Below are 23,335 nucleotides of genomic sequence, written 5' to 3' on the forward strand. Positions count from 1 at the left end.
CCGGTGTGCGGCGCCGGCGTGCGGACGCGACCCCGTCTCCGGTCAGGCCGCCGGGGCGTTCTCCTGCTCCGCCTCGATCCGGGCGTTCCACTCCCGCTTCGAGGCCTGCCAGCCGTCCTCGTTGTGCCCGAGGCGCCAGTAGCCGGAGATCGACAGGTCCTCGCGCGGCAGGCCGCGCTCGACGCGCAGCAGCTTGCGCAGCTCCTTCACGAAGTGCGCCTCGCCGTGGACGAAGGCGTGCACACGCCCCTCGGGGAACTGCAGGTTCCGCACGGCCTCGATCAGCGCCTCGCCCTGGGGCCGGTCGCCGCGGTGCAGCCAGACGACCTCCACGTCCGAGTCGATCTTCTGCTCCTCCTCGGGGCCGGAGACCTCCACGAAGGCGTGGGCCCGGGCGCCCGGCGGCAGGGACTCCAGGGAGCGGGCGATCGCCGGGAGGGCGCTCTCGTCGCCCACGAGCAGGTGCCAGTCGGCGGTGGCGTCGGGTGCGTAGGCGCCGCCGGGTCCCATGAACCGCACGGTCTCGCCCGGCCGGGCGCGCAGGGCCCAGGGGCCGGCCAGGCCCTCGTCGCCGTGGATGACGAAGTCCAGGGTCAGCTCGCGGTGCTCGGCGTCCCAGTGGCGGACCGTGTACGTCCGGGTCACCGGCCACTGGTCGCGGGGGAGCTCCTCACGGACACGCTGGAGGTCGAAGGGCTCCGGGTAGGTGACGCCCCGCGGGGGGAACAGCAGCTTCACGTAGTGGTCGGTGCAGGTGTCCGCCGCGAAGTCGGCGAGGCCCTCGCCGCCGAGCACCACGCGCTGCATGTGCGGGGTCAGCCGCTCGGTGCGGACGACCTGCGCGGAGTGCGTCCTGCGCGGCTGGCGTCCCGGTCGCTCTGCCATGAGGACCTCCCTGTCTCGCATAATTAGGGTTACCTAAGTTAGCACCCCGTGCCCCCGTGTACGCCTCTCGCCCGGAAGGTTTCCGGTGGCCGTCCGCGCCGGTCGTCCGCCGGGCGCGGGGCCGTGGTCCCCGGCGGTCACGCCGAGAGCGTCGTCAGCAGCCGCTCCAGCGAACCGCCCAGACCCCAGCGGGTGGCCAGTGCCTCCAGCGCTTCCGGGTCGCGGGGGCCGCGCGGAAGCGCCGTCTCCACCTCGGGCAGCGGCACGTCGTCCGCGACCCGGACCACCTTCGGTGCGACCGCCAGGTACGGACGCGCCTCGTCCAGTCGCCTGCGCTGCGTCGGCGTCAGCTTCGACCTCCGGTCCTCCACGGCCGCCATGATCCCGGCCAGGTCGCCGTACTCGGCCAGCAACTTGGCGGCGGTCTTCTCGCCGATGCCCGGCACGCCCGGCAGGCCGTCGCTGGGGTCGCCGCGCAGCAGGGCCAGGTCCGCGTACCCCTTCCCGTCGACCCCATACTTCTCGCGCAGCGCCGCCTCGTCGGTGAGCTGCAGCGTGCCCACGCCCTTCAGCGGGTACAGCACGCGCACCCCGCGCGCGTCGTCCACCAGCTGGTAGAGGTCGCGGTCGCCCGTGACGATGTCGACCGGGCTCTTCGCACGCGCGGTGAAGGTGCCGATCACGTCGTCCGCCTCGTACCGCGCGACGCCCACGCGTGCGATGCCCAGCGCGTCCAGCACCGCCTCGATGACCGGCACCTGCGGGGAGAGCGTGTCCGGCACCTCCTCCTCGTCCGGGCCGGCCGGGCGCTCCTCGGCCACGCGGTGGGCCTTGTACGAGGGGATCAGCTCGACGCGCCAGTGCGGCCGCCAGTCGGCGTCCATGCAGGCCACCAGGTGGCCGGGCCGGTGGTCCCTGACCAGGCGGTCGATGAAGTCGAGCAGTCCCCGCACGGCGTTCACCGGGGTGCCGTCCGGTGCCTTGACCGACTCGGGCACCCCGAAGTAGGCGCGGAAGTACAGAGAAGCGGTGTCGAGGAGCATCAGTCGTCCGGTCACGCCTCGCATCATGCCGTACGGCACCGACAGCCACCCGGCGCTGCACGGCACGTCGCCGCCGCACCGCGCGTGAGAGACGGATCACTCTTGCGTTTGGCTTTCAAGATCGGGGGGAGGCGCCGCTCCGGAGCGAGGCTGGTTGCGCATTTCAACTGTTTGCGCCCTGTCTCGCTCCGTCCTTGTCGCCGACGGAACAGAGGTGCACGTGTCAGCGAGCCTTGAGGCAGAGAGCCTGTACAAGGTCTTCGGCAGGAGACCGCAGCGGGCCGTCGAGCGGCTCCGGGACGGGACCGACCGCGAGGAGCTGCGCGCCGAGGGCGCCACCGCCGCCGTGATCGACGCGTCGTTCACCGTCGAGCCCGGGCAGATCTTCGTCGTCATGGGCCTGTCCGGCTCCGGCAAGTCCACCCTGCTGCGCATGCTGAACGGCCTGCTCGAACCGACCGCCGGGCAGGTGCGCTTCGACGGCCAGGACCTGACCGCGCTGAGCGACCGCGCACTGCGCGAGGTCCGCTCCCGCAAGATCAGCATGGTGTTCCAGCACTTCGCCCTGTTCCCGCACCGCAGCGTGCGCGAGAACGCGGCCTACGGTCTGGAAGTGCAGGGCGTGCCCCGCGCCGAGCGCGCACGCCGCGCCGACGAGGCGCTCGCCCTGTGCGGCCTGGCCGGCTGGGAGAAGTCCTGGCCCGACGAGCTGTCCGGCGGCATGCAGCAGCGCGTCGGTCTCGCCCGCGCGCTCGCCACCGACGCCGACCTGCTGCTGATGGACGAGTCCTTCAGCGCCCTGGACCCGTTGATCCGCCGTGACATGCAGGACCAGCTGCTGGAGCTCCAGCAGAAGCTGAAGAAGACGATCGTCTTCATCACCCACGACCTGAACGAGGCCATGCGCCTGGGCGACCGCATCGCCGTCATGCGCGACGGGCGCATCGTCCAGAACGGCACCGCCCAGGACATCCTGCTGAGGCCCGCCAACGACTACGTCGCCTCCTTCACCCAGGACGTCGACCGCTCCCGCGTGCTGACCGCCGGCGCACTCATGGACACCGCGGTCGCCGGCACCACCCCCGGCTGCCACTGCGAGACCGCCACACCCGACACCCCCTTGACCGAACTGTGCGCGATCAGCGCCCGCCTGACGCACCCGGTCCCGGTGGTGGACGAGCACGACAAGCTGGTCGGCGAGATCCCCCGGCAGCGGCTGGTCGGCTTCCTCGGCGACGAACCGGACGTCACCCCGCAGCCCTGCGACTCCCCGCGCGACACGGACGGAGAGAAGGTGAGCGCCCGTGCCTAGGGTTCAGGTCGGCTCCTGGGTCAACGACGGCGTCGACTGGCTCACCGCCCACATGGGCTGGTTCTTCGACTTCTGCAAGACCGTCTTCCTCGGCCTCTACGACGGCATCAACGCGGTGCTGCAGGCCCCGCAACCGCTGCTCCTCGCGGGCATCCTCGCCGTGGTCGCCTTCTGGCTGCGCGGCACCCTCGCCGGAGTCCTCGCCTTCGCCGGGTTCGCGTTCATCGACTCCCTCGGGCTGTGGGAGAACGCGATGATCACCCTGGCGCTCGTCCTGGTGGCGACCGTCATCGCGCTGGTGATCGCCCTGCCCGTGGGCATCTGGGCGGCCCGCTCCGACCGCGTCAGCGCACTGATCCGGCCGGTCCTGGACTTCATGCAGACGCTCCCGGCGATGGTCTACCTGATCCCGGCCATCCTCTTCTTCGGCACCGGTGCCTCCGCGGGCATCGTCGCCACCCTGATCTTCGCGCTGGCCCCCGGTGTCCGCATGACCGAGCTGGGCATCCGGCAGGTCGACAAGGAACTGGTCGAGGCCGCCGAGGCGTTCGGCACCACGCCCCGCAACACCCTGCTGCGCGTCCAGCTCCCGCTGGCCCTGCCCACGGTCATGGCCGGCGTCAACCAGGTCATCATGCTCGGCCTGTCCATGGCGGCCATCGCCGGCATGGTCGGCACCGGCGGTCTCGGCGGCGACGTCAACCAGGCCATCGGCCAGCTCAACGTGGGCCTCGGCGCCGAGGCCGGTGTGGGCATCGTGATCCTCGCGATCTACCTCGACCGCATGACCAGCGCGCTGGGCACCCAGGTCTCCCCGCTCGGCCGCCGCGCCGCCGCCCGGCTGCGCGCCGCCCAGGGACTGAGGATCTGGTCCTACCGGCCGCGCCCGGCGGTCGCCGTGATCGGCGTCGTCGTCCTCGCGCTCACCGCGGGCGGCATGGGCGTCTTCGGCGGCGACAGCGGCTCCCCGGCCTCGGCCGGGAGCAGGGACGTCGGCCAGGGCAAGAAGATCAGCATCGGCTACATCCCCTGGGACGAGGGCGTCGCCTCCACCTTCCTGTGGAAGGAGGTCCTGGAGCAGCGCGGCTACGAGGTCGAGGCCAAGCAGCTCGACGCGGGCCCGCTGTACACCTCGCTCGCCCAGGGCGACATCGACTTCCAGACGGACAGCTGGCTGCCGACGACCCACGCCCCGTACTGGAAGAAGTACGGAAAGCGGCTCGACGACCTCGGCGCCTGGTACGACAAGACGTCCCTGGAGCTCAGCGTCCCCTCGTACATGAAGGGCATCGACTCCCTGGCAGACCTGAAGGGCAAGGCGTCCCGGTTCGGCGGGAAGATCACCGGCATCGAGTCCAGCGCCGGCGAGATGGCCCTGCTCAAGAGCAAGGTCCTCAAGGAGTACGGCCTCGACGAGGAGTACGAGGTCGTCGACAGCTCCACGCCCGCCATGCTGGCGGAGCTGAAGCGCGCCTACGCGCAGAAGAAGCCGGTCGTCGTCACCCTCTGGTCGCCGCACTGGGCCTACGACGACTACGACCTCAAGAAGCTGAAGGACCCCAAGGGCGCCTGGGGCGAGGGCGACGGCGTGCACACCCTGTCCCGCAAGGGCTTCGCCGACGACGACCCCACGGTCGCCGGGTGGCTGAAGAAGTTCGAGATGAGCGAGAAGGAGCTCACCAGTCTCGAGGCGCAGATCAACAAGGCGGGCAAGGGCAAGCAGCAGGAGGCCGTCCGCGCCTGGCTGAAGCGGCACCCCGGATACGCCGACAGGATGGCCCCCGTGAAGGGCGCCGGCGCCACCCCGGCCGAGGCGGAGCAGCCCCTGGACGTCGCCTGGTTCCCCTGGGACGAGGACATCGCCGTCACCTACCTGTGGAAGAACGTCCTGGAACGGCGCGGCTACACGCTGAACCTGAAGCAGATGGACGTCGGCCCGGTCTACACCGGCCTCGCCTCCGGTGACATCGACCTCAACTTCGACGCCTGGCTGCCCCACGCGCAGAAGAACTACTGGGACAAGAACAAGGACCGGCTCAGGGACCTCGGCACCTGGTACGCACCGACCTCCCTGGAGATCGCCGTGCCGTCCTACGTCAAGGGCGTCGACTCCCTGGCCGACCTCAAGGGCAAGTCCGGCACCTTCAAGGGCCGGATCATCGGCATCGAGCCCGGCACCGGCGAGATGGACCTGCTGAAGAACAAGGTCCTGCCCGGCTACGGCCTGGAGGACGAGTACGAGGTCGTCGACGGCTCCACGCCCGCCATGCTGGCCGAGCTGAAGCGCGCCTACGCCGAGAAGGAGCCGATCGCCGTCACCCTGTGGTCGCCGCACTGGGCGTACAGCGACTACGAGCTGACCAAGCTGAAGGACCCGAAGAAGGCCTTCGGCGAGGGCAACACCATCCGCACCATCTCCCACGAGGACTTCCCCGAGGAGTACCCGCAGCTCACGAAGTGGATCAAGAACTTCCGGATGACCGAGGACGAGCTCGGCAGCCTGGAGAGCGAGATCAAGGACCGCGGCCAGGGCAAGGAGGAGCAGGCCGTCGCCGCGTGGCTGGAGCAGCACCCGGAGATGGTGAACCGGATGACGCCGCAGTAGGGTTCGGGTGGGACGCGCGACACGCCGCGTCCCACCCACCCCACGATCCCCACCAGCGGGATCCGGACAACCACAGAGCGCTACGCCACCCCCCGAACCCCTTTCCCCTCCCTGTTCCTCCCCCGGGAGGGACGCCCGCCCCACCGCCCCGGGCGGCGGATCCCCTGGCGCGAACCGTCGGGTCGCGCACCGCCCGGTACGACGGCGATGCGACGGGCGCGTGATGCGGTCCGCCGAACATGCGTAGGGTGCAGACAGGCCGGCGGAAGGAGTGCGCCGGACCGCCGGGGCACGGGAGCGGACGACGGGCGAAGGAGGGAGCCGGAGCGATGGGCGACCACAAAGAACAGTCCCTTCGGGTCGGCGCGGCCGTACGCCGGCGGCGCCGTGCGCTGGACCTCACCCTCGCCGTCGTGGCCGAGCGCAGCGGCCTGTCCGTCCCCTTCCTCAGCCAGGTCGAGAACGACCGGGCCCGCCCCAGCCGCAGCTCCCTGGAGAAGGTCGCCGACGCCCTGCGCACGACCGCGGTGGAACTGCTCGCCGCGGCCGACCCGGCGTGCAGTGTGGACGTGGTCCGCGCCGACGGCCCCGAACCGCTGCCCCGGCCCCGCACCCGCTCCCTGGTGCGCGGACACCACCAGATGCACGCCTCCGAGTACACCGGCGACCATGACGCGGGCCGTGAGTTCCAGTACCGCAACGACCAGTTGATGTACGTGGCGGACGGCGCGGTGGAGATCGAGGCGGAGGGCCGCGCCTACCGCCTGGGGCGGGGGGACACGCTGTACCTCACCGGCGGGGTGCGGCACCGCTGGCGGGCCGCGGAGTCGGACACCCGCGTCGTCGTCGTCGCCGTGGCGGAGCACATCGAGGCGGTCCGCGACCGGCCGCGCCGGTGAGGGTCGTCTCGCTCGTCCCCTCACTGACCGAGGCCGTGGCCCGCTCGGCGCCCGGTGCCCTGGCGGGCGTCACCGACTGGTGCACCCATCCGCCCGCTCTGGACGCCGTTCGTGTCGGCGGCACCAAGAACCCCCGCGTCGACCTGATCGCCTCCCTGGCGCCCGACCTGGTGATCGCCAACGAGGAGGAGAACCGCGCACCCGACCTCCGGGCCCTGCGGGAGGCGGGTACCGAGGTGCTGGTGACCGAGATCCGGACCGTGCCGCAGGCCTTCCGGGAGCTGGCCCGGGTGCTGGACGCCTGCGGGGTGCCGGCCCGTCCCCGCTGGCTGGACGAGGCCGAGGAGGCCTGGGCGGCCCTGCCCGCGCAGGCGGACCGGCCGAGGGCGGTCGTGCCGATCTGGCGGCGGCCCTGGATGGTGCTGGGCCGCGACACCTTCGCCGGCGACGTCCTGGCGCGCCTCGGCGTCGACTTGGTGCACGCGAGCCACCCCGACCGCTACCCGCGCCTCCCCTTGGAGGAACTGCGCGACTGCGGCGCCGACCTGGTCGTCCTGCCGGACGAGCCCTACCGCTTCACCGCCGACGACGGCCCCGAGGCGTTCCCGGAGCTGCCCTGCGCGCTGGTCAGCGGACGGCACCTGACGTGGTACGGACCGTCACTGTGCGAGGCGCCGCTGGTGCTCGGCCGGGCCCTGCGAGCAGCGCACCGCTGACCAGCCCGCGCACGGTCCCGGCCACCGCGGTGCCCCACGCCGCCAGCAGCACCGCGTACAGCACCACCGCGGGGCCCGCGTAGGCCAGGAGCCCGGTGTGCCGGCCGAGGGCCTCGGCTCCGGTGACGCAGGTGCCGACCGGGAAGGTGAACGACCACCAGGTCATCGAGAAGGCCATGCCCTGGCGCCGGGCCCGCCGGACGAGGGCGGCCGCCAGGCAGAACCACAGCAGCGCGAACCCCATCACGGGGACCCCGTAGAGCACGGCGAGGACTCCGAAGCCCTGGCCGTAGGGTTCGGGAACGACCCCGGGGGCGACGTCCGCGAACGCGCCGGCGGCGGTGACGGACTGGCCGAGCGGCCCCAGCACCAGGAACAGCGTCGGCGTCAGGGCCAGGGGCAGCGGCCCGCCGGTGAGCAACCGGGCGAAGACCAGCGGCAGCATCAGGAAGGTCGCCAGCAGGCTCAGCCCGAACAGGGCCAGGCAGCCGAGCAGCAGCGTCGCACGGGGCTGCCCGGCCGGAAGGTGCGGCACCAGCCGCGGCCCGACCGCCGCCGACACCATCGGCGCGACCAGCGGCAGCAGCCACACCGGCGTGGCCTGCCCCGGCTCCACCCGGCGCCGTACGGCCATCAGATACGGGACGGCTACGGCGGCGGCCAGTGCGAGGACCGTACCCGCGGTGAACAGCACGGCGTCCAGAACCACCGCGGCCCGCAGGCCGAGGAGGTCGCGGCCGACGCCGAGGGCGCCACCGCCGACGGCCAGCAGGGCCATGGCGAGGCAGCCGTAGAAGGGCGCCGTGGCCGGGTCGAGCAGCTGGGCGCGGGCCTGGTCGCGGTGGTGGGCCCAGTGCGCGGCCCGCGCCCCGAGCAGCACGAGCAGCGCGAGCAGCGACAGGGCCCAGATCACGGTCAGTGCGGCGCGCAGCCCCGGCACGTGTGACGGCAGTCCGGCACCGGCGGTGGCGACGACGGCGGTGCCCATGACGGTGGCGTACCAGTTGGGTCCGAGGTGCCGGACGGAGACGCGGAAGGCGGGGGGCCGGGCTGCTGCGGTGACCATGCCTCCACCGTGGCGGCGAGGGAGCAGGGCCACCAGGGAGTGCTCCTCTATGGCGGCATAAGCTGGGCTTATGAGCAACGCAGACGGTCAGGCCGGGCCTTCCGCGGCCGGATCCCTGGCACACCGGGTCCCGGACCTCGGTGCGCTGGAGCTGCTGCTGGCGGTGGCGCGGGTCGGCAGCCTCGGCGGGGCGGCGCGGGAGGTGGGCATCACCCAGCCCGCGGCCAGCAGCCGGATCCGGTCCATGGAACGGCAGCTGGGGGTGGCGCTGGTCGACCGCTCCCCGCGGGGGTCGCGGCTGACGGACGCGGGGGCACTGGTCACGGACTGGGCCCGGCGGATCGTCGAGGCGGCGGAGGCGTTCGACGTGGGTGCGCAGGCGCTGCGCGACCGCCGGGACTCGCGCCTGCGGGTGGCGGCGAGCATGACCATCGCGGAGTACCTGCTGCCCGGCTGGCTGCTCGCGCTGCGGGCGCAGCGGCCCGACACGGCGGTGTCGCTGCACGCGGGCAACTCGACGGTGGTGGCGCAGCGGCTGCTGGCGGACGAGGCGGACCTGGGCTTCGTGGAGGGGCTGAGCGTCCCGAGCGGGCTCGACTCGGTGGTCATCGCGCACGACCGGCTGATCGTCGTCACCGCGCCGGGGCACGCCTGGGCCCGGCGCCGGCGGGCACTGGCGGCCGACGAACTGGCCTCGACGCCGCTGATCCTGCGCGAGAAGGGGTCCGGGACGCGGCAGGTGCTGGACGCCGCACTAGGCGGTCTGGCCCGGCCCTTGATCGAGCTATCCTCGACGACGGCCGTGAAGGCGGCCGCGGTCGGCGGAGCCGGGCCCGCGGTGCTGAGCGAACTGGCGGTGGGGGAGGAGCTGGGCATGCGGCGGCTGGTGTCGGTGCCGGTGGAGGGGGTCGCCCTGGCCCGCGACCTCCGGGCGGTGTGGCCCACCGGGCACCGCCCCACGGGCCCGGCCCGGGACCTGCTGTCGCTCACCCGCGGGTAGCAGCGGGAGCGGGGCGCCCGGCCGCCGCCTCCACCAGCGCCGTCATCACCCGTACGTCGTCCCCCATCTCCGGGTGCCACTGCACCCCCAGCACCCAGGGGGCGGACGGCAGTTCCACGGCCTCCACCGTGCCGTCCGCCGCGTACGCCGACGGCACCAGACCCTCGCCCAGCCGGTCCACGGCCTGATGGTGGTACGTCGGGACGAATTCCTCCTGCGGTACGACCCCGGCGTACAGGCTCCCCGGCACCGGCTTGACGGTGTGGCCGCCGAACACGCCCACGACCTCGGCGTGCCCGTCGATGTGCTGCACGAGCGTCCCGCCCAGCGCGACGTTGAGCAGCTGCATGCCCCGGCAGATCCCCAGCAGCGGAACCTCCGCCGCCAGGGCCGCGTCGATCAGCGCCAGCTCCCAGGCGTCACGCTCCGGCGCCGGCGGGCCGGTACGCGGTTCGCGCTCCGCGCCGTAGCGGACCGGCTCGACGTCCGGCCCGCCCGCGATGACCACCCCGTCCAGCCGGGCCACGGTGTCCACGGCCCGCCCCGGGTCGTCCGGCGGCAGCATGACGGCCAGGCCGCCCGCCCGCTGCACCAGGCGCGGGTAGCCGACCGGCAGCAGCGCGGCCTCCAGCTCCCACACACCCCAGCGCGCACCGGCCTCCAGGTAGGTGCTGACCCCGATCAACGGCCCTTTCACCACGACTCCCTCATCACTCGGCGGTTCAGTCCCGTGTCAACTCTGCCTCGGCCGCGGCCAGCGCCGCGAACTCCTCCTCCGGCGCCTTCGCCACCAGCCGCTTGCGGCTGTACAGGCCGAAGTAGGCGACGGCCACGGCGTAGACCACCAGCGCGATGACGGCCGCCGTGACGTCGACCAGGAACGTGGCCACCAGCGCCGCGCAGGCCAGCACCAGGGCGACCGAGGAGGTCAGGACCCCGCCCGGCGTGCGGTACGGCCGCGGCAGGGTCGGCTCGCGGCGGCGCAGCACGATGTGGGACAGGGACATCAGCGCGTAGGAGATGGTCGCGCCGAACACGGCGATGTTCAGCATGCGGGCCCCGTCGCCCGTCATGGCCGCCAGCAGGAAACCGATCGTGCCCGGCACCAGCAGGCCCAGGTAGGGGGCCTTGCGCCGGCTGGTCAGGGACAGGAAGCGCGGCAGGTAGCCCGCACGGGACAGGGCGAACAGCTGGCGCGAGCCCGCGTAGATCAGGGAGAAGAAGGAGGCCACCAGACCGGCCAGGCCCGCGTAGTTGACGATCCGGCTGAGGGTCGTCGCCTTCCCGTCCGGCTGGAGCGCCTCCACCAGCGGGTTGCCGGCCTCCTGGACGGCCGCCGAGCCCCGCGCACCGGCGGCGGCGAAGAACGTGACCACCGCCAGGACCACCAGGATGCCCATGGACCAGCGGATCGCCTTCGGCAGCGTGCGGGCCGGCTCCCTGGTCTCCTCGGCGGCCAGCGGCACCCCCTCGACGCCCAGGAAGAACCACATGCCGAACGGGAACGCCGCCCAGATGCCGAGCAGCCCGAACGGCAGCCAGGAACTCGACCCGGCGGCGGAAGGGTCGGCCGGGATGTCGTCCAGCGAGCCGAAGGAGAAGTCGGGCAGCGCGGCCAAAGCGAACACGATCAGGGCGGCCACCGCGATGCCGGTCACGACGAAGCTGAAGCGCAGCGCCTCGCCCACGCCCCAGAGGTGGATGCCGAGGAAGATCACGAAACACACCAGGTACATCGGCCAGCCGGACTCCAGGCCGAACAGGCCCAGCGACTCGACGTAGTCGCCGATGAAGATGACGATGGCGGCGGGCGCGAGGACGTACTCGATGAGGATCGCCGTGCCGGTCAGGAAGCCGCCCCAGGGGCCCAGCGCCCGGCGGGCGAAGCCGTAGCCGCCGCCCGCCGTCGGCAGGATCGAGGACAGCTCGGCGAGGGCGAAGACCATGCAGGCGTACATGGTGCCCATGAGCACCATGGCGATGGCGAGACCGCCGAAGCCGCCCTCGGCCAGGCCGAAGTTCCAGCCCGAGTAGTCGCCGGAGACGACGTAGGCGACGCCGAGGCCGGTCAGCAGCACCCAGCCGGCGCTGCCCCGGCGCAGTGCCCTGCGCTCCAGATAGTCGTCGCCCTCCGGGGCGGGTGTCGGGGCGGATTCCTGGGACATGGGCTGTCTCCCCACGGGCGGTGGCGGTCACGGGCGGTCGGGCTGCGGCTCAATGGAATGAGGCCATACCTTTGCGGTGCCGGGCGGGGAAGGCAAGACCCGTGCGCCGATCGCCCGCAAATCCTCGCGGCGCGCGCACGCCCGCGGCTCAGCCCAGAAAGCCCCGCAGCAGCGCCGCCGTGCCCCCGCAGTGCTCGCGCATGATCTCCCGCGCCTGGTCGGCGTCGCCCTCGATCACGGCCTCCACCAGCGCCGTGTGCTGGCGCTGGGAGTGCTCCAGGTTGCGCACCAGCAGCGGGATGCAGTCCAGCAGGTCGTTGACCTGCGCGCGTACGGCCGCGTACTGCGCGGTGAGCGTGGGCGAACCCGACAGCTCGGCGAGGGTCAGGTGCAGCAGCGTGTCCAGGCGCCGGTAGTCGGTGAGCGGCGCGTCCTGCGTACGGGCCAGGGCCTCCCGCAGCCGTCCGGCCTGCTTCTCTCCCAGCCCGTGACCCGCGCACAGCCCGGCCGCCCCCACCTCCAGCACCTCGCGGAAGCGCAGCACGTCCTCCAGGTCGACCTCGGCGATCCGCCGCCGCAGCTCGTCCTCGCCCCCGGCGTCCGTGCGGGGCAGCACGAAGGTGCCGCCGTACCGGCCGCGGCGCGACTCCACCAGACCCTGGTCCTGGAGGACCTTCAGCACCTCGCGCAGCGTGACCCGGCTGATCCCCAGGCGCTCGGCCAGCTCCCGCTCGGCCGGCAGCCGCTCCCCGCCGGGCACCAGGCCCAGCCGCACCACCTGGAGGATCTGCTCCAGGGCCTCCTCGAAGCCGTTGCCCGCGCGCACCGGCCGCAGTACCGGCGTCAGCCCGTCCCGCACCCCGGCGCCGCCGTCTTCCTCCGGCATGTGGCCGTACCCCCTTCCCAAGCAATGGTTCTCCGCAATACCTTATGGCTCCCGGCGGACCCAAGGAGCCAAGGAGGCCCTCCCGTGGCAGACCGCACACCCCCGCTGAGCGTCGAGGAGCTGCACGCCCTCGTCGCGGGCGGTGAGATCGACACTGTCGTCCTGGCCTTCCCCGACATGCAAGGGCGGCTCCAGGGCAAGCGGTTCGCCGCGCGCTTCTTCCTGGACGAGGTCCTGGAGAACGGCACGGAGGGCTGCAACTACCTGCTCGCCGTCGACACCGAGATGAACACCGTCGACGGCTACGCGATGTCCTCCTGGGAGAGCGGCTACGGCGACTTCGCCATGGTGCCCGACCTGGCCACCCTGCGCCGCGTCCCCTGGAACGCCGGCACGGCCATGCTCCACGCCGACCTCGCCTGGCACGACGGCTCACCCGTCGTCGCCGCGCCCCGCCAGATCCTGCGCCGCCAGCTGGAGCGCCTGGCCGAGCTCGGCTACACCGCCCAGGTCGGCACCGAGCTGGAGTTCATCGTCTTCCAGGACACCTACGAACAGGCCTGGGACGCCGGCTACCAGGGCCTCACCCCGGCCAACCAGTACAACATCGACTACTCGGTCCTCGGCACCGGCCGCATCGAGCCCCTGCTGCGCCGCATCCGCAACGAGATGGCCGGAGCCGGCCTCACCGTCGAGTCCGCCAAGGGCGAGTGCAACCCCGGCCAGCACGAGATCGCCTTCCGCTACGACGAGGCCCTGGTCACCTGCGACCAGCACACCGTGTACAAGACCGGCGCCAAGGAGATCGCCGCCCAGGAGGGCAGGTCGATCACCTTCATGGCCAAGTACAACGAGCGCGAGGGCAACTCCTGCCACATCCACCTCTCGCTGGCCGACGCCGACGGCGGCAACGCCATGGCCGGGGACGGCGAGGACGGCATGTCGGACGTCATGCGCCACTTCCTCGCCGGGCAGCTCGCCGCCCTGCGCGAGTTCTCCCTGCTCTACGCCCCCAACATCAACTCCTACAAGCGGTTCCAGCCCGGCTCCTTCGCCCCGACCGCCGTCGCCTGGGGCCACGACAACCGCACCTGCGCGCTGCGCGTCGTCGGCCACGGCCGCTCCCTGCGCTTCGAGAACCGCCTGCCCGGCGGCGACGTCAACCCCTACCTCGCCGTCGCCGGCCTGGTCGCCGCCGGCCTGCACGGCATCGAGCACAAGCTCGACCTGCCCGACCCCTGCTCCGGCAACGCCTACGCCGCCGGCCTCGACCACGTGCCCACCACCCTGCACGAGGCCGCCGAGCTGTGGGAGAACAGCTCCGTCGCCCGGGCCGCCTTCGGCGACGAGGTCGTCGACCACTACCGCAACATGGCGCGCGTCGAACTGGACGCCTTCGACGCCGCGGTGACCGACTGGGAGCTGCGCCGCTCCTTCGAACGCCTGTGAGGCCCCGTTGACTTCCGAGCACCTGCTGGACGTACTGAACCCCGCGACCGAGGAGGTCGTCGCCACCGTCACCGGCGCGGGCCCGGCCGACGTCGACGCCGCCGTGGCCCGCGCCGAGCGGGCGCAGCGCACCTGGACCGCCCTCGCCCCCGGCGACCGCGCCCGGCTGCTGCGCCGCTTCGCCACCACCGTCGACGAGCACCTGGAGGAACTCGCCCGCCTGGAGGTACGCGAGGCCGGTCACCTCCTCGGCAACGCGCGCTGGGAGGCCGGCAACGTCCGCGACCTGCTGGACTACGCGGCCGGGGGAGTGGAACGGCTCACCGGCCGGCAGATCCCGGTGCCGGGCGGCCTGAACGTCACGATCCTCGAACCGCTCGGCGTCGTCGGCGTGATCGCCCCCTGGAACTTCCCGCTGCCCATCGCCGCCTGGGGCACCGCCCCCGCCCTCGCCGCGGGCAACGCCGTCCTCCTCAAGCCCGCCGAGACCACCCCGCTCACCGCACTGCGCCTGGCCGAACTCGCCCTGGAGGCCGGGCTCCCCGAGCACCTCTTCCAGGTCCTGCCGGGCTGCGGCGACATCACCGGTGACGCACTGGTCCGGCACCCCGGAGTCGCCAAGATCGTCTTCACCGGCTCCACCCGCACCGGCACGCGCGTCGCCGCCCTCGGCGCCGAGCAGGTCAAGCCCGTCACCCTCGAACTCGGCGGCAAGAGCCCCAACATCGTCTTCGCCGACGCCGACCTGGAGACCGCCGTCGACCCCTTCTCCTTCCTCGACAACTCCGGCCAGGACTGCTGCGCCCGCACCCGCGTCCTCGTCCAGGAGTCCGTCTTCGACGAGGTCCGCGAGCTGCTCGCCGACGCCCTGGCCGCCGTGGTGGTGGGCGACCCGGCCGACGAGAAGACCCAGATGGGCCCGCTGATCTCGCGTCAGCAGCTCGACCGGGTACGCAGCTTCGTGCCCGGCGACGCCCCGGCCCTGCGCGGCAGCGCACCCGAGGGACCCGGCTTCTGGTTCCCGCCGACCGTCCTCACCGGCGAGCGGCCCGACTCGCCCGCGGCCCGGGAGGAGATCTTCGGCCCGGTCGCCGTCCTGCTCCCCTTCACCGACGAGGAGGACGCGATCCGCCTCGCCAACGACACCCCCTACGGCCTCTCCGGCTCCATCTGGACCCGCGACGTCGGCCGCGCCCTGCGCGTCTCCCGGGCCGTCCGCGCCGGGAACCTGTCCGTCAACTCCCACGCCAGCGTCCGCTACTGGACCCCGTTCGGCGGCTACAAGCAGTCCGGCGTCGGCCGCGAACTCGGCCCCGACGCCCTGGCCGCCTTCACCGAGACCAAGAACGTCTTCATCAGCACGGAGGGCCCCGCACAGTGACCGCCCAGGAAAGCATCTGCCGCCGCCTCGTCGGCCGTACCGCCGTCGTCACCGGAGCCGGCAGCGGCATCGGACTCGCCGCCGCCCGCCGCCTCGCCTCCGAGGGCGCCCACGTCGTCTGCGGCGACGTCGACGAGACCCGCGGCAAGGCCGCCGCCGACGAGGTCGGGGGCACCTTCGTGAAGGTCGACGTGACCGACCCCGACGAGGTGGAGGCCCTCTTCCGCACCGCCCACGACACCTACGGCAGCGTCGACATCGCCTTCAACAACGCCGGGATCTCCCCGCCCGACGACGACTCCATCCTGGAGACCGGCCTGGAGGCCTGGAAGCGCGTCCAGGAGGTCAACCTCACCTCCGTCTACCTGTGCTGCAAGGCCGCCATCCCCTACATGCGCCGCCAGGGCCGGGGCTCGATCATCAACACGGCGTCCTTCGTGGCCAGGATGGGCGCCGCCACCTCGCAGATCTCCTACACGGCCTCCAAGGGCGGCGTCCTCGCCATGTCCCGCGAACTGGGCGTGCAGTTCGCCCGCGAGGGCATCCGCGTCAACGCCCTGTGCCCCGGGCCGGTCAACACCCCGCTGCTGCAGGAGCTGTTCGCCAAGGACCCGGAGCGCGCCGCCCGGCGCCTGGTGCACATCCCGCTGGGCCGGTTCGCCGAGGCCGAGGAGATCGCCGCCGCCGTGGCCTTCCTCGCCAGCGACGACTCTTCCTTCGTCAACGCCACCGACTTCCTGGTCGACGGCGGCATCTCGGGGGCGTACGTCACACCGCTGTAGGGGGTGCCCGCGCGGGCCGGGGCGCGGCCTACAGTGCCGGGATGAGCATGACACCGCCGCCCGGCTGGTATCCCGACCCGCGCCCGCCCCACCAGGAGCGCTGGTGGGACGGCACGGCCTGGACCGAGCACCGCCGCGCGCCCGCCGCCACGACCGTGGCGGTGCCCCCGCCCCCCGGCGGAGGCTCCGGGCGGGGGCGGACCGTCGCCCTGGCCACCACCGGGGCCGTGCTGGTCGCGGCGATCGTCACCGGAGCGCTGGTCCTCGGCACCGGCGACGACGAGGCCGGCACCAGGACGGCGCCGGCGACCTCCGGTCCCGCCGCGCCCGCGCCGTCCGGGCCGGCGCCGGAGTCCTCCGCCCCGGCCGGCGACCCCTCGGTCGTGGAGGACCAGCTCAACGGCATCACGTTCCCCCTCCTCGACGGCTGGGTCCGCCCCAAGTACGTCGCCGAGGACGACGCCGTCATGACGACCGACGGCACCTACGACTGCCCCGGCGACGGCGGCGTCTGCCGCCACGGCCTCGTCCTGTCCCGCACGGTCACCGCCAACGACGAGAAGTCCCCCGAGGCCCTCGCCAGGGGCGACATCGCCGACGCGGCCGAGGACGCCTTCGACCACGACACGCTCGACCGTGAGCCCTACGGCGGCATGGTCTCCCACGAGACCGTCGCCTCCGGCCCGGTCGCCGTGGCGGGCCGCGCCGGGTACTACGTGCGCTGGCGCGTGCACACCGCGAAGGGCCCGGGCGGCTACGTCCAGTCGCTCGTCTTCCCGTCCAGCGTCGGCACCGAGTCCCCCGTCCTCGTCCGGTACGTCTTCGACGCCGGCGGCGAGGGGCCGCCGCTCGCCGACATGGACCGCATCACCAAGGGCATCCGCCCGATCGGTGACGCGGGCACCGGCGGCGGCGTGGGCAGCAGCATCGGCCCGCCGGACTGACTCGGTCGCGACCGCTACAGGAACGTGTGGCCCTCGCCGCGGTAGGTCGGCACGGTCGCGGTCACCGCGTCCCCCTCCACCAGGTGCAGCGCGTCGAACCGCTCGCACAGCTCACCGGCCTTGGCGTGCCGGAACCACACCTTGTCGCCGATCAGCAGATCGTCCGCGGGGGAGCCCAGCAACGGCGTCTGCACCTCGCCGGCCTGCTCCTGCGGGTCGTAGCGCAGCCCCTCGGGCAGATACGGCACCGGCGACCGGTCGGGCCCGGCCGCGCCCGACGCGGGGTACCCGCCGCCGAGCACCGTCACCACCCCGACCCCCGGGCGGCGGACCACGGGCTGGGCGAACAGCGCCGCCGGACGGCCGCGGAAGGACGTGTAGTTGTCGAACAGCCGTGGCACGTACAGTCCCGACCCGGCGGCGATCTCGGTCACCGCGTCCTCGGCCGCCGTGTGCTGCACCGACCCGGTGCCCCCGCCGTTGACGAACTCCAGCCCCGGTACGACGGCCCGCACGGCACGGACCACCTCCGCGCGCCGCACGGCCAGTTCGCGCCGGGCGGCGGCCTGCATCAGCCGGACCGCCCGCGAGCGCAGCGGACGCCCGGCCACCGCGTCCCCGACCCCGGCGACATGCCCCTCGTACGCCATGATCCCCACGACCTCGAACCCCGGCCGCCGGGCCACCGCGCGAGCCGTCTCGGCGACCTCGGCGGGGGAGTGCAGCGGCGAACGCCGTGCCCCGACGCGCACCCGACCGCCGAGCAGCCGCAGTGAGGTGTCCAACTCCAGGCACACCCGCACCACTTCGCGCCCGTCGCCGCGCGCGGCGTCGATCAGGTCGAGCTGAGCGACGTCGTCGACCATGACGGTCACGGCCGCGGCCAGCTTGGGGTCACCGGCGAGTTCGGCGAACGCGGCCCGGTCGGCGGACGGGTAGGCCAGCAGCACGTCGTCGAACCCGGACCGGGCCAGCCACAGCGACTCGGCCAGGGTGAACGACATGATCCCCGCGAAGCCCTCCCGGGCCAGGACGCGTTCCAGCAGCGCCCGGCACCGCACGGACTTGCTGGCCACGCGGACGGGCTTGCCCCCGGCGCGGCGGACGAGGTCGTCGGCGTTGGCGTCGAACGCCTCCAGGTCCACGATCGCGAGAGGGGCGTCGAGATGGGCGGTGGCCCGGTCGTAACGGGCCCGGTCGGCGGCGCGCGCAGTCATGAACGCAGCCTGCCAGACGGGATTACCGCAGGGTAGGGGGACGTTCCGGGCAGATGCCCCGGCCTCGCGGACTGGTTCCCGCCCGCCCGGCGACAAGCCGTAGAGTGACGCGCACGAACGGCGGAGCAGCGCCGGCCGGGGATCCGCGCCGGGATGACGCTCCGTCCGTACGGGTAGGTGTGCCCGGGACGGTCGCGTCCGCGCCGGGCCTCGGGCAGGACGGCACCGGCCCGCCAGCGAGACGAGCGGCCCGGGCACGAGGAAACGGGGGGTGCATGAGCACGGAAGCGCAGCGCGCCTCCTTCCCCCCACGGCCCGCGACCCCGCCCCGCCCGTCCCACCCCCCGGCCCCGGCGCAACCCCCCGCGACGGACGACACCCCGGACCCCCACCGGCCGTCCTGGGCGGCGCGGGAGGGGGCCTCGGACCCGGGTGACGCGCACGCGGCGCGACCGGGCGGTGGCCCGGGCTCGCGAGGTCCTTCCGCACCGGGTGGAGCGATGTCTCCTCCGCCGCCTGCCGCCTCCGCGCGTTTCCCCGACTCGCCCCCCGGTCTCGGCCACGGCACCCGGCCCGGGCAGGTCCCGCCGCGTCCCGGGCACCTCCCTGCGCCGGCCCGCGCGGGCGCCGCCCCGGGGCCGCCGGTCGAGCCGGAACGTCCGGATGCCTCGCCCCTTCCCGACGGCCCGGAGAGGTCCGGGCGGCCCTTCCGTCTCTCCCCGCCCGGTCACACCGACGCCCCCGCGGGAGCACCGGCGGACACCTCCGCGCGCCCCTTCCGGCTTCCCCCGCCCCGCCGCACGGGCGTCCCCGCCGAGGGCACGTCCGAGATCACCGCCCGCCTGCGGCCGATCCCCGCGGAACCGCAGCCCCCGCACCGCGACGAGGCGGCACGCACCCCAGCCACCGCCCCGCAGCCCGGCTCCACCACCCGCCCGCCCGTTGCCCGCACTGCCGCCGCGACGCCCGCGCGCCCGTCTCACGAGCCGCAGGCCGACGCCCGCACCGCTGCCGCAGACTCGCCCGGCGGGGCTTACGAGCCGCAGGCTGATGCCCGCGGTGCTGCTGCGACGCCCCGCCGCCCCGCCCACGACCCGCAGGCCGGCCTCGCTGCCACGACCTCCCGGCGCCCGGCTCACGAGCCGCAACCCGGCCCCCGCGCCGCTGCTCCAGGCTCCCCGAGCCCCACTTATGAGCCGCAGGCCGGCTCCCGCTCTGCTGCCGCAGGCTCGCCGCACGGCGCCTACGAGCCGCAGGCTGACGCCCGCTCTACCGCCGCGACGCCCGCGCGCCCGGCACGCGAGCCGCAACCCGGCCCCCGCGCCGCTGCTCCAGGCTCCCCGAGCCCCACTTATGAGCCGCAGGCCGGCTCCCGCACTGCTGCCGCAGGCTCGCCGCACGGCGCCTACGAGCAGCAGGCTGACGCCCGCGGTGCCGCCGCGACGCCCGCGCGCCCGGCTCACGAGCCGCGGACCACCCCCCGCACCGCTGCCGCAGGCTCGCCCCCCGGCCGTGGGGCGGACGGCGCCCCCCTGCCCGGGGAGCAGCGGACCGTTCCCGATCCGGCGTTGTCCTGGAGTGCGCCCCTCGCTCCCGGCGGCGGTTCCGGGGCCATGCGGCCCGTCGTGTCGTTCGGGGAGCCCGAGGGGTACGACGGCGACGCGCGGCCCCGGCCGTTGCGGCGGCGCGGGGTGTCACAGGCCGCCGCTGCCGCCGTGTGCCTCGTGCTCGGCCTCGGTCTCATCTCCGGCGCGGTCACCGGCAGCTGGCTCGTCGGGGACTCCGACGCGGCCGGCTCGCGCAGCGCGTTCGGCGCGGCCGCCGGCATGTGGCACAACCTGCCCGTCGACCGGCTGTTCCCGCCCACGGTGCAGGGCCGCGGCGCCGGACCCGGCGGAGCCGACCGCTCCTGGACCCGTGTCGCCGTCGCCCCGGACAGCGGCTGCCGGAGCGCCTTCGACCCGCTGCTGCGCAAGGCCCTGGCGCCCGTCGGCTGCGAACGCCTCCTGCGCGCCACGTACACCGACGCCACCGAGAGCCACGTGACGACCGTCGGCCTGCTCTTCACCACGGCCGACGCCCCGGGCATGACCGCCCTCGCGAACCGTTTCCGCACGGAGCGCCTGGACCGCCGCGACGACCTGATGCCCCTGCCGTACGCGGCGAAGGGCACCCCCGCCGCCCGCTTCGGCGCCGCCCAGCGCGCGTCCTGGACCGTCTCCGTGCTGACCGAGGCGCCGGTCGTCGTGTACGCGGTCTCCGGCTGGGCCGACGGCCGCACCGTCGACACCCCGCAGCCCGCCGAGGACGCCGTGGCGACCGACACCCCCAACGCCGTCGGCCAGGCCGGGCTCGGGCACGAGGCGCAGGGCCTCGCCGACCGCGTCGAGCGCGACCTGCGCAGGAACGCCCGCTCGGCCACGGAGCAGCCGTCGTGACAGACCCCACCCCGCACGCGACGGACGCCGCCCCCGCGCCCCGGGCGGGCACCCGCGCCGCCCGGCGCCGCCGGGCGACGGCCCTCGGCGCCCTGCTCACCACGGCCCTGGTCCTCCTGCCCGCCGCCACGGCCCACGCCGACGGCATCCGCGCCCAGCAGTGGGCCCTGGACGCCATGCACACCGACGAGGCCTGGCGGACGACGAAGGGCGAGGGCGTCACCGTCGCCGTCCTGGACACCGGCGTCGACGCCGACCACCCCGACCTGGTCGGCAACGTCCTCACCGGCAAGGACCTGGTCGGCTTCGGAGCGAAGCCCGGCAGCCGCGCCTGGGCCCGGCACGGCACCGCCATGGCGGGGATCATCGCCGGCCACGGACACGGCCCGGGCGACACCGACGGCGTCCTCGGCATCGCACCCGAGGCGAAGATCCTCCCCGTGCGGGTGATCCTGGAGGACGGCGACCCCTCCCGCGCCAAGGCCCGCACCACCCGCGGCAACGCCCTCGCCGAGGGCATCCGGTGGGCCGCCGACCACGGCGCCGACGTCATCAACCTCTCCCTCGGCGACGACTCCGCCTCCGCGCACCCCGAACCCACCGAGGACCAGGCCATCCAGTACGCCCTGGACAAGGGCGTGGTGGTCGTCGCGTCCGCCGGCAACGGCGGCGAGAAGGGCGACCACATCTCCTATCCGGCCGCCTACCCGGGCGTCGTCGCCGCCACCGCCGTCGACCGCGCCGGGACGCGCGCCTCGTTCTCCACCCGCCGCTGGTACGCCACCGTCAGCGCCCCCGGCGTCGACGTCGTCATCGCCGACCCCGACCGCAAGTACTACGAGGGCTGGGGCACCAGCGCCGCCGCCGCGTTCGTCTCCGGCGCCGCCGCCCTCGTCAAGGCGGCCCACCCGGACCTGACCCCGGCCCAGGTCAAGTCGGTGCTGGAGCAGACCGCCCGCAACGCCCCGGCGGGCGGCCGCGACGACTCCCGGGGCTTCGGCTTCATCGACCCGGCCGCCGCCATCAGGGCCGCCGCCCGGCTGAAGCCCGAAGGCCTGCGCGCGGCCTCGTACGGCGAGAAGTACTTCGGCAGCGGACCGGACGCCGCCACCCGGGGCGACGGCACGGCCGCGTGGGCCGGTCCCCTCGCGGGCGGCACGGGCGGTGTCCTCCTGGTCGCCGCGGTCGTGCTGTGGCGCGGCCGGCGCACGGGGCGCGAGGAGCACTGAGCCGCCGCCGGCGCACGGGGCGCGAGGAGCACTGAGCCGCCGCCGGCGCCCCGGTGCCCGGCGGATAGGCTCGACGACCGTGGCGAACAAGAACATCCCCGACCCCGGCTTCTCCGACGACGACGGCTCCGCCGATCCCCGGCTGAGCGCGGCCCTGGCCGCCTGGTCCGCGGACCGCACCGCCGTCGGACCCGTGCTGGAGGCGCTCAAGGGCGCCCGCCTGCTGGTCCCCGTGGTGGCCGTGCTCGGCGAGGTCGAGGAGGACGAGAACGGGTTGCGCCGCGAGAAGACCAGCGACATGGCCGTACCGACCCTGAAGGCCGGGAACCGGACCGCCCTGCCCGCCTTCACCTCCACGGACTCCCTCGCCCGCTGGGACCCCGCCGCCCGGCCCGTCGCCGTACCGCTGCACCAGGCACTGCAGGCCGCCGCGCACGAGAAGGCGGACACGGTCGTGCTCGACCTGGCCGGGCCCGTGCCGTTCGAACTGACCGGTTCCGCCCTGCTCGCCCTCGCCGAGGGCCGCGCCACCGCCGACCCGCTCGCCGACCCGGCCGTCGTCGGCGCCGTGCGCGAGGCCGTGGCCGCCGAGCCGGCCGTGCTGCGCGCCCACCTCGGTCCCGGACAGGCCGACGGGACCCTGGCCCTCGTCCTGGACCCCTCCGCGCCCCCCGCCGAAGCGGCCCGCTCCGTCGCCGAGCGCCTGGCCGCCGACGAAACGCTGAGGGCCCGCCTGGTGCGCGGCCTCGACCTGGCACTCCTGCCGGCCGAGGCGACGCCCCCGGGCGAGCCCCTCTTCGTGCGCTGAGCGGCGTACGCCGCGCGACCTGCTAGCCGTAGACCGGGCCCGTGTACTTCTCGCCCGGCCCCTGGCCCGGCTCGTCCGGGACGAGGGAGGCCTCGCGGAACGCCAGCTGCAGCGACTTCAGGCCGTCGCGCAGGGGCGCGGCGTGGAAGGAGCTGATCTCGGTCGCGGTGGCGTCCAGCAGACCGGCCAGGGCGTGCACCAGCTTGCGGGCCTCATCCAGGTCCTTGTGCTGCTCGCCCTCCTCGGTCAGACCGAGCTTCACGGCCGCGGCGCTCATCAGGTTGACGGCGACCGTCACGATCACCTCGACCGCCGGGACCTCGGCGATGTCGCGGGCCATGGCGTCGAAGTCGGGGTTCGCCGAGGACTCAGCGGGGGTCTCACTCATGCCCCACACGATAGGCGCACCACGGGGGCGTGCCGCACCAGGGCCCGGGCGCCTGAATTGGCCGTTGCTGGCCATTGCTGGTAACCTCGTGTAACGACCGGTCGGACCCGTATGCCTCACGG

Annotated in this window: 20 protein-coding genes; 12 read left to right on the forward strand and 8 right to left on the reverse strand. The window is 74.1% G+C overall.

Annotation, left to right across the window (positions count from 1 at the left end; genetic code table 11):
- Nucleotides 1-42: 42 nt before the first annotated feature.
- Nucleotides 43-885, reverse strand: coding sequence for a siderophore-interacting protein (locus tag ACZ4M5_RS19425; RefSeq protein ID WP_467738365.1), 843 nt, complete (start codon nt 883-885; stop codon nt 43-45).
- Nucleotides 886-1,022: 137 nt separating this feature from the next.
- Nucleotides 1,023-1,955, reverse strand: coding sequence for a 5'-3' exonuclease (locus ACZ4M5_RS19430; RefSeq protein WP_467738367.1), 933 nt, complete (start codon nt 1,953-1,955; stop codon nt 1,023-1,025).
- 193 nt (nt 1,956-2,148) lie between these two features.
- On the opposite strand from ACZ4M5_RS19430, the gene ACZ4M5_RS19435 reads away from it, so the two are divergent.
- The 4 genes from ACZ4M5_RS19435 (at nt 2,149) to ACZ4M5_RS19450 (ending at nt 7,460) form a co-directional block, all read left to right on the forward strand.
- Nucleotides 2,149-3,240 (forward strand): quaternary amine ABC transporter ATP-binding protein, encoded by a 1,092-nt coding sequence (locus ACZ4M5_RS19435; RefSeq protein ID WP_467738369.1) that lies wholly within the window; start codon nt 2,149-2,151, stop codon nt 3,238-3,240.
- Nucleotides 3,233-5,845 carry an ABC transporter permease/substrate binding protein gene (locus ACZ4M5_RS19440; RefSeq protein WP_467738371.1) on the forward strand — a complete coding sequence of 871 codons (2,613 nt, stop codon included), beginning with the start codon at nt 3,233-3,235 and terminating at the stop codon, nt 5,843-5,845. The genes ACZ4M5_RS19435 and ACZ4M5_RS19440 overlap by 8 nt, the downstream gene beginning before the upstream one ends.
- A 329-nt stretch (nt 5,846-6,174) precedes the next feature.
- Nucleotides 6,175-6,744 carry a helix-turn-helix domain-containing protein gene (locus tag ACZ4M5_RS19445; RefSeq protein WP_467738373.1) on the forward strand — a complete coding sequence of 190 codons (570 nt, stop codon included), beginning with the start codon at nt 6,175-6,177 and terminating at the stop codon, nt 6,742-6,744.
- On the forward strand, nt 6,741-7,460 hold the full coding sequence (locus ACZ4M5_RS19450; protein ID WP_467738375.1) for a helical backbone metal receptor: 720 nt from the start codon (nt 6,741-6,743) through the stop codon (nt 7,458-7,460). The genes ACZ4M5_RS19445 and ACZ4M5_RS19450 overlap by 4 nt, the downstream gene beginning before the upstream one ends.
- On the opposite strand, the gene ACZ4M5_RS19455 is transcribed toward ACZ4M5_RS19450, so the two are convergent.
- Complete coding sequence (locus ACZ4M5_RS19455) at nt 7,372-8,526, reverse strand: TDT family transporter (RefSeq protein ID WP_467738377.1); 1,155 nt, start codon at nt 8,524-8,526, stop codon at nt 7,372-7,374. The genes ACZ4M5_RS19450 and ACZ4M5_RS19455 overlap by 89 nt on opposite strands.
- A gap of 70 nt (nt 8,527-8,596) precedes the next feature.
- Here ACZ4M5_RS19455 and ACZ4M5_RS19460 point away from each other — a divergent pair, with 70 nt between their 5' ends.
- On the forward strand, nt 8,597-9,526 hold the full coding sequence (locus ACZ4M5_RS19460; protein ID WP_467738379.1) for a LysR family transcriptional regulator: 930 nt from the start codon (nt 8,597-8,599) through the stop codon (nt 9,524-9,526).
- Here ACZ4M5_RS19460 and ACZ4M5_RS19465 read toward each other — a convergent pair.
- The 3 genes from ACZ4M5_RS19465 to ACZ4M5_RS19475 all read right to left on the reverse strand — a co-directional run bounded on the left by ACZ4M5_RS19465 (nt 9,513) and on the right by ACZ4M5_RS19475 (nt 12,577).
- A complete protein-coding gene (locus tag ACZ4M5_RS19465; protein WP_467738381.1) occupies nt 9,513-10,226 on the reverse strand; it encodes a gamma-glutamyl-gamma-aminobutyrate hydrolase family protein in 714 nt (237 codons plus the stop codon). The two genes, ACZ4M5_RS19460 and ACZ4M5_RS19465, sit on opposite strands and share 14 nt — an antisense overlap.
- A gap of 22 nt (nt 10,227-10,248) precedes the next feature.
- Nucleotides 10,249-11,691 carry an ethanolamine permease gene (eat, locus tag ACZ4M5_RS19470; RefSeq protein WP_467738383.1) on the reverse strand — a complete coding sequence of 481 codons (1,443 nt, stop codon included), beginning with the start codon at nt 11,689-11,691 and terminating at the stop codon, nt 10,249-10,251.
- A gap of 148 nt (nt 11,692-11,839) precedes the next feature.
- Nucleotides 11,840-12,577: a FadR/GntR family transcriptional regulator gene (locus ACZ4M5_RS19475; protein ID WP_467738385.1), complete on the reverse strand. Its 738-nt coding sequence runs from the start codon at nt 12,575-12,577 to the stop codon at nt 11,840-11,842.
- Nucleotides 12,578-12,661: 84 nt separating this feature from the next.
- Here ACZ4M5_RS19475 and ACZ4M5_RS19480 point away from each other — a divergent pair, with 84 nt between their 5' ends.
- Genes ACZ4M5_RS19480 through ACZ4M5_RS19495 form a run of 4 tightly spaced genes read left to right on the forward strand, consistent with a single transcriptional unit; the run spans nt 12,662 to nt 17,133 of the window.
- Nucleotides 12,662-14,026 (forward strand): glutamine synthetase family protein, encoded by a 1,365-nt coding sequence (locus ACZ4M5_RS19480; protein ID WP_467738387.1) that lies wholly within the window; start codon nt 12,662-12,664, stop codon nt 14,024-14,026.
- Between the two features lie 7 nt (nt 14,027-14,033).
- Nucleotides 14,034-15,407, forward strand: a complete 1,374-nt coding sequence (locus tag ACZ4M5_RS19485) for an aldehyde dehydrogenase family protein (protein ID WP_467738389.1) — start codon at nt 14,034-14,036, stop codon at nt 15,405-15,407.
- Nucleotides 15,404-16,189, forward strand: coding sequence for a 3-oxoacyl-ACP reductase (locus ACZ4M5_RS19490; protein WP_398110611.1), 786 nt, complete (start codon nt 15,404-15,406; stop codon nt 16,187-16,189). The genes ACZ4M5_RS19485 and ACZ4M5_RS19490 overlap by 4 nt, the downstream gene beginning before the upstream one ends.
- Before the next feature lie 47 nt (nt 16,190-16,236).
- Nucleotides 16,237-17,133 carry a DUF2510 domain-containing protein gene (locus ACZ4M5_RS19495; RefSeq protein ID WP_467738752.1) on the forward strand — a complete coding sequence of 299 codons (897 nt, stop codon included), beginning with the start codon at nt 16,237-16,239 and terminating at the stop codon, nt 17,131-17,133.
- A gap of 14 nt (nt 17,134-17,147) precedes the next feature.
- Here the strand turns inward: ACZ4M5_RS19495 and ACZ4M5_RS19500 are convergent, their stop codons facing one another.
- Entirely contained in the window at nt 17,148-18,350 is a 1,203-nt protein-coding gene (locus tag ACZ4M5_RS19500; RefSeq protein ID WP_467738392.1) for an amino acid deaminase/aldolase, read from the reverse strand.
- 1,625 nt (nt 18,351-19,975) lie between these two features.
- On the opposite strand from ACZ4M5_RS19500, the gene ACZ4M5_RS19505 reads away from it, so the two are divergent.
- The 3 genes from ACZ4M5_RS19505 (at nt 19,976) to ACZ4M5_RS19515 (ending at nt 22,825) form a co-directional block, all read left to right on the forward strand.
- Nucleotides 19,976-20,788, forward strand: coding sequence for a hypothetical protein (locus ACZ4M5_RS19505; RefSeq protein WP_467738394.1), 813 nt, complete (start codon nt 19,976-19,978; stop codon nt 20,786-20,788).
- 92 nt (nt 20,789-20,880) lie between these two features.
- Nucleotides 20,881-22,017, forward strand: coding sequence for a type VII secretion-associated serine protease mycosin (mycP, locus tag ACZ4M5_RS19510; RefSeq protein ID WP_467738754.1), 1,137 nt, complete (start codon nt 20,881-20,883; stop codon nt 22,015-22,017).
- 79 nt (nt 22,018-22,096) lie between these two features.
- Entirely contained in the window at nt 22,097-22,825 is a 729-nt protein-coding gene (locus ACZ4M5_RS19515; RefSeq protein ID WP_467738396.1) for an SseB family protein, read from the forward strand.
- A 22-nt stretch (nt 22,826-22,847) separates the two neighbouring features.
- Here the strand turns inward: ACZ4M5_RS19515 and ACZ4M5_RS19520 are convergent, their stop codons facing one another.
- A complete protein-coding gene (locus tag ACZ4M5_RS19520) occupies nt 22,848-23,213 on the reverse strand; it encodes a DUF1844 domain-containing protein (protein ID WP_467738398.1) in 366 nt (121 codons plus the stop codon).
- Between the last annotated feature and the right edge of the window lie 122 nt (nt 23,214-23,335).

This window comes from Streptomyces sp. NPDC026246 (genome assembly GCF_055567995.1).

Coding starts and splice junctions, on each gene's coding strand:
- ACZ4M5_RS19425 (WP_467738365.1), bottom strand. CDS start 885: ATGGCAGAGCGACCGGGACGCCAGCCGCGCAGGACGCACTCCGCGCAG.
- ACZ4M5_RS19430 (WP_467738367.1), bottom strand. CDS start 1,955: ATGATGCGAGGCGTGACCGGACGACTGATGCTCCTCGACACCGCTTCT.
- ACZ4M5_RS19445 (WP_467738373.1), top strand. CDS start 6,175: ATGGGCGACCACAAAGAACAGTCCCTTCGGGTCGGCGCGGCCGTACGC.
- ACZ4M5_RS19455 (WP_467738377.1), bottom strand. CDS start 8,526: ATGGTCACCGCAGCAGCCCGGCCCCCCGCCTTCCGCGTCTCCGTCCGG.
- ACZ4M5_RS19460 (WP_467738379.1), top strand. CDS start 8,597: ATGAGCAACGCAGACGGTCAGGCCGGGCCTTCCGCGGCCGGATCCCTG.
- eat (WP_467738383.1), bottom strand. CDS start 11,691: ATGTCCCAGGAATCCGCCCCGACACCCGCCCCGGAGGGCGACGACTAT.
- ACZ4M5_RS19475 (WP_467738385.1), bottom strand. CDS start 12,577: ATGCCGGAGGAAGACGGCGGCGCCGGGGTGCGGGACGGGCTGACGCCG.
- ACZ4M5_RS19495 (WP_467738752.1), top strand. CDS start 16,237: ATGACACCGCCGCCCGGCTGGTATCCCGACCCGCGCCCGCCCCACCAG.
- ACZ4M5_RS19500 (WP_467738392.1), bottom strand. CDS start 18,350: ATGACTGCGCGCGCCGCCGACCGGGCCCGTTACGACCGGGCCACCGCC.
- ACZ4M5_RS19520 (WP_467738398.1), bottom strand. CDS start 23,213: ATGAGTGAGACCCCCGCTGAGTCCTCGGCGAACCCCGACTTCGACGCC.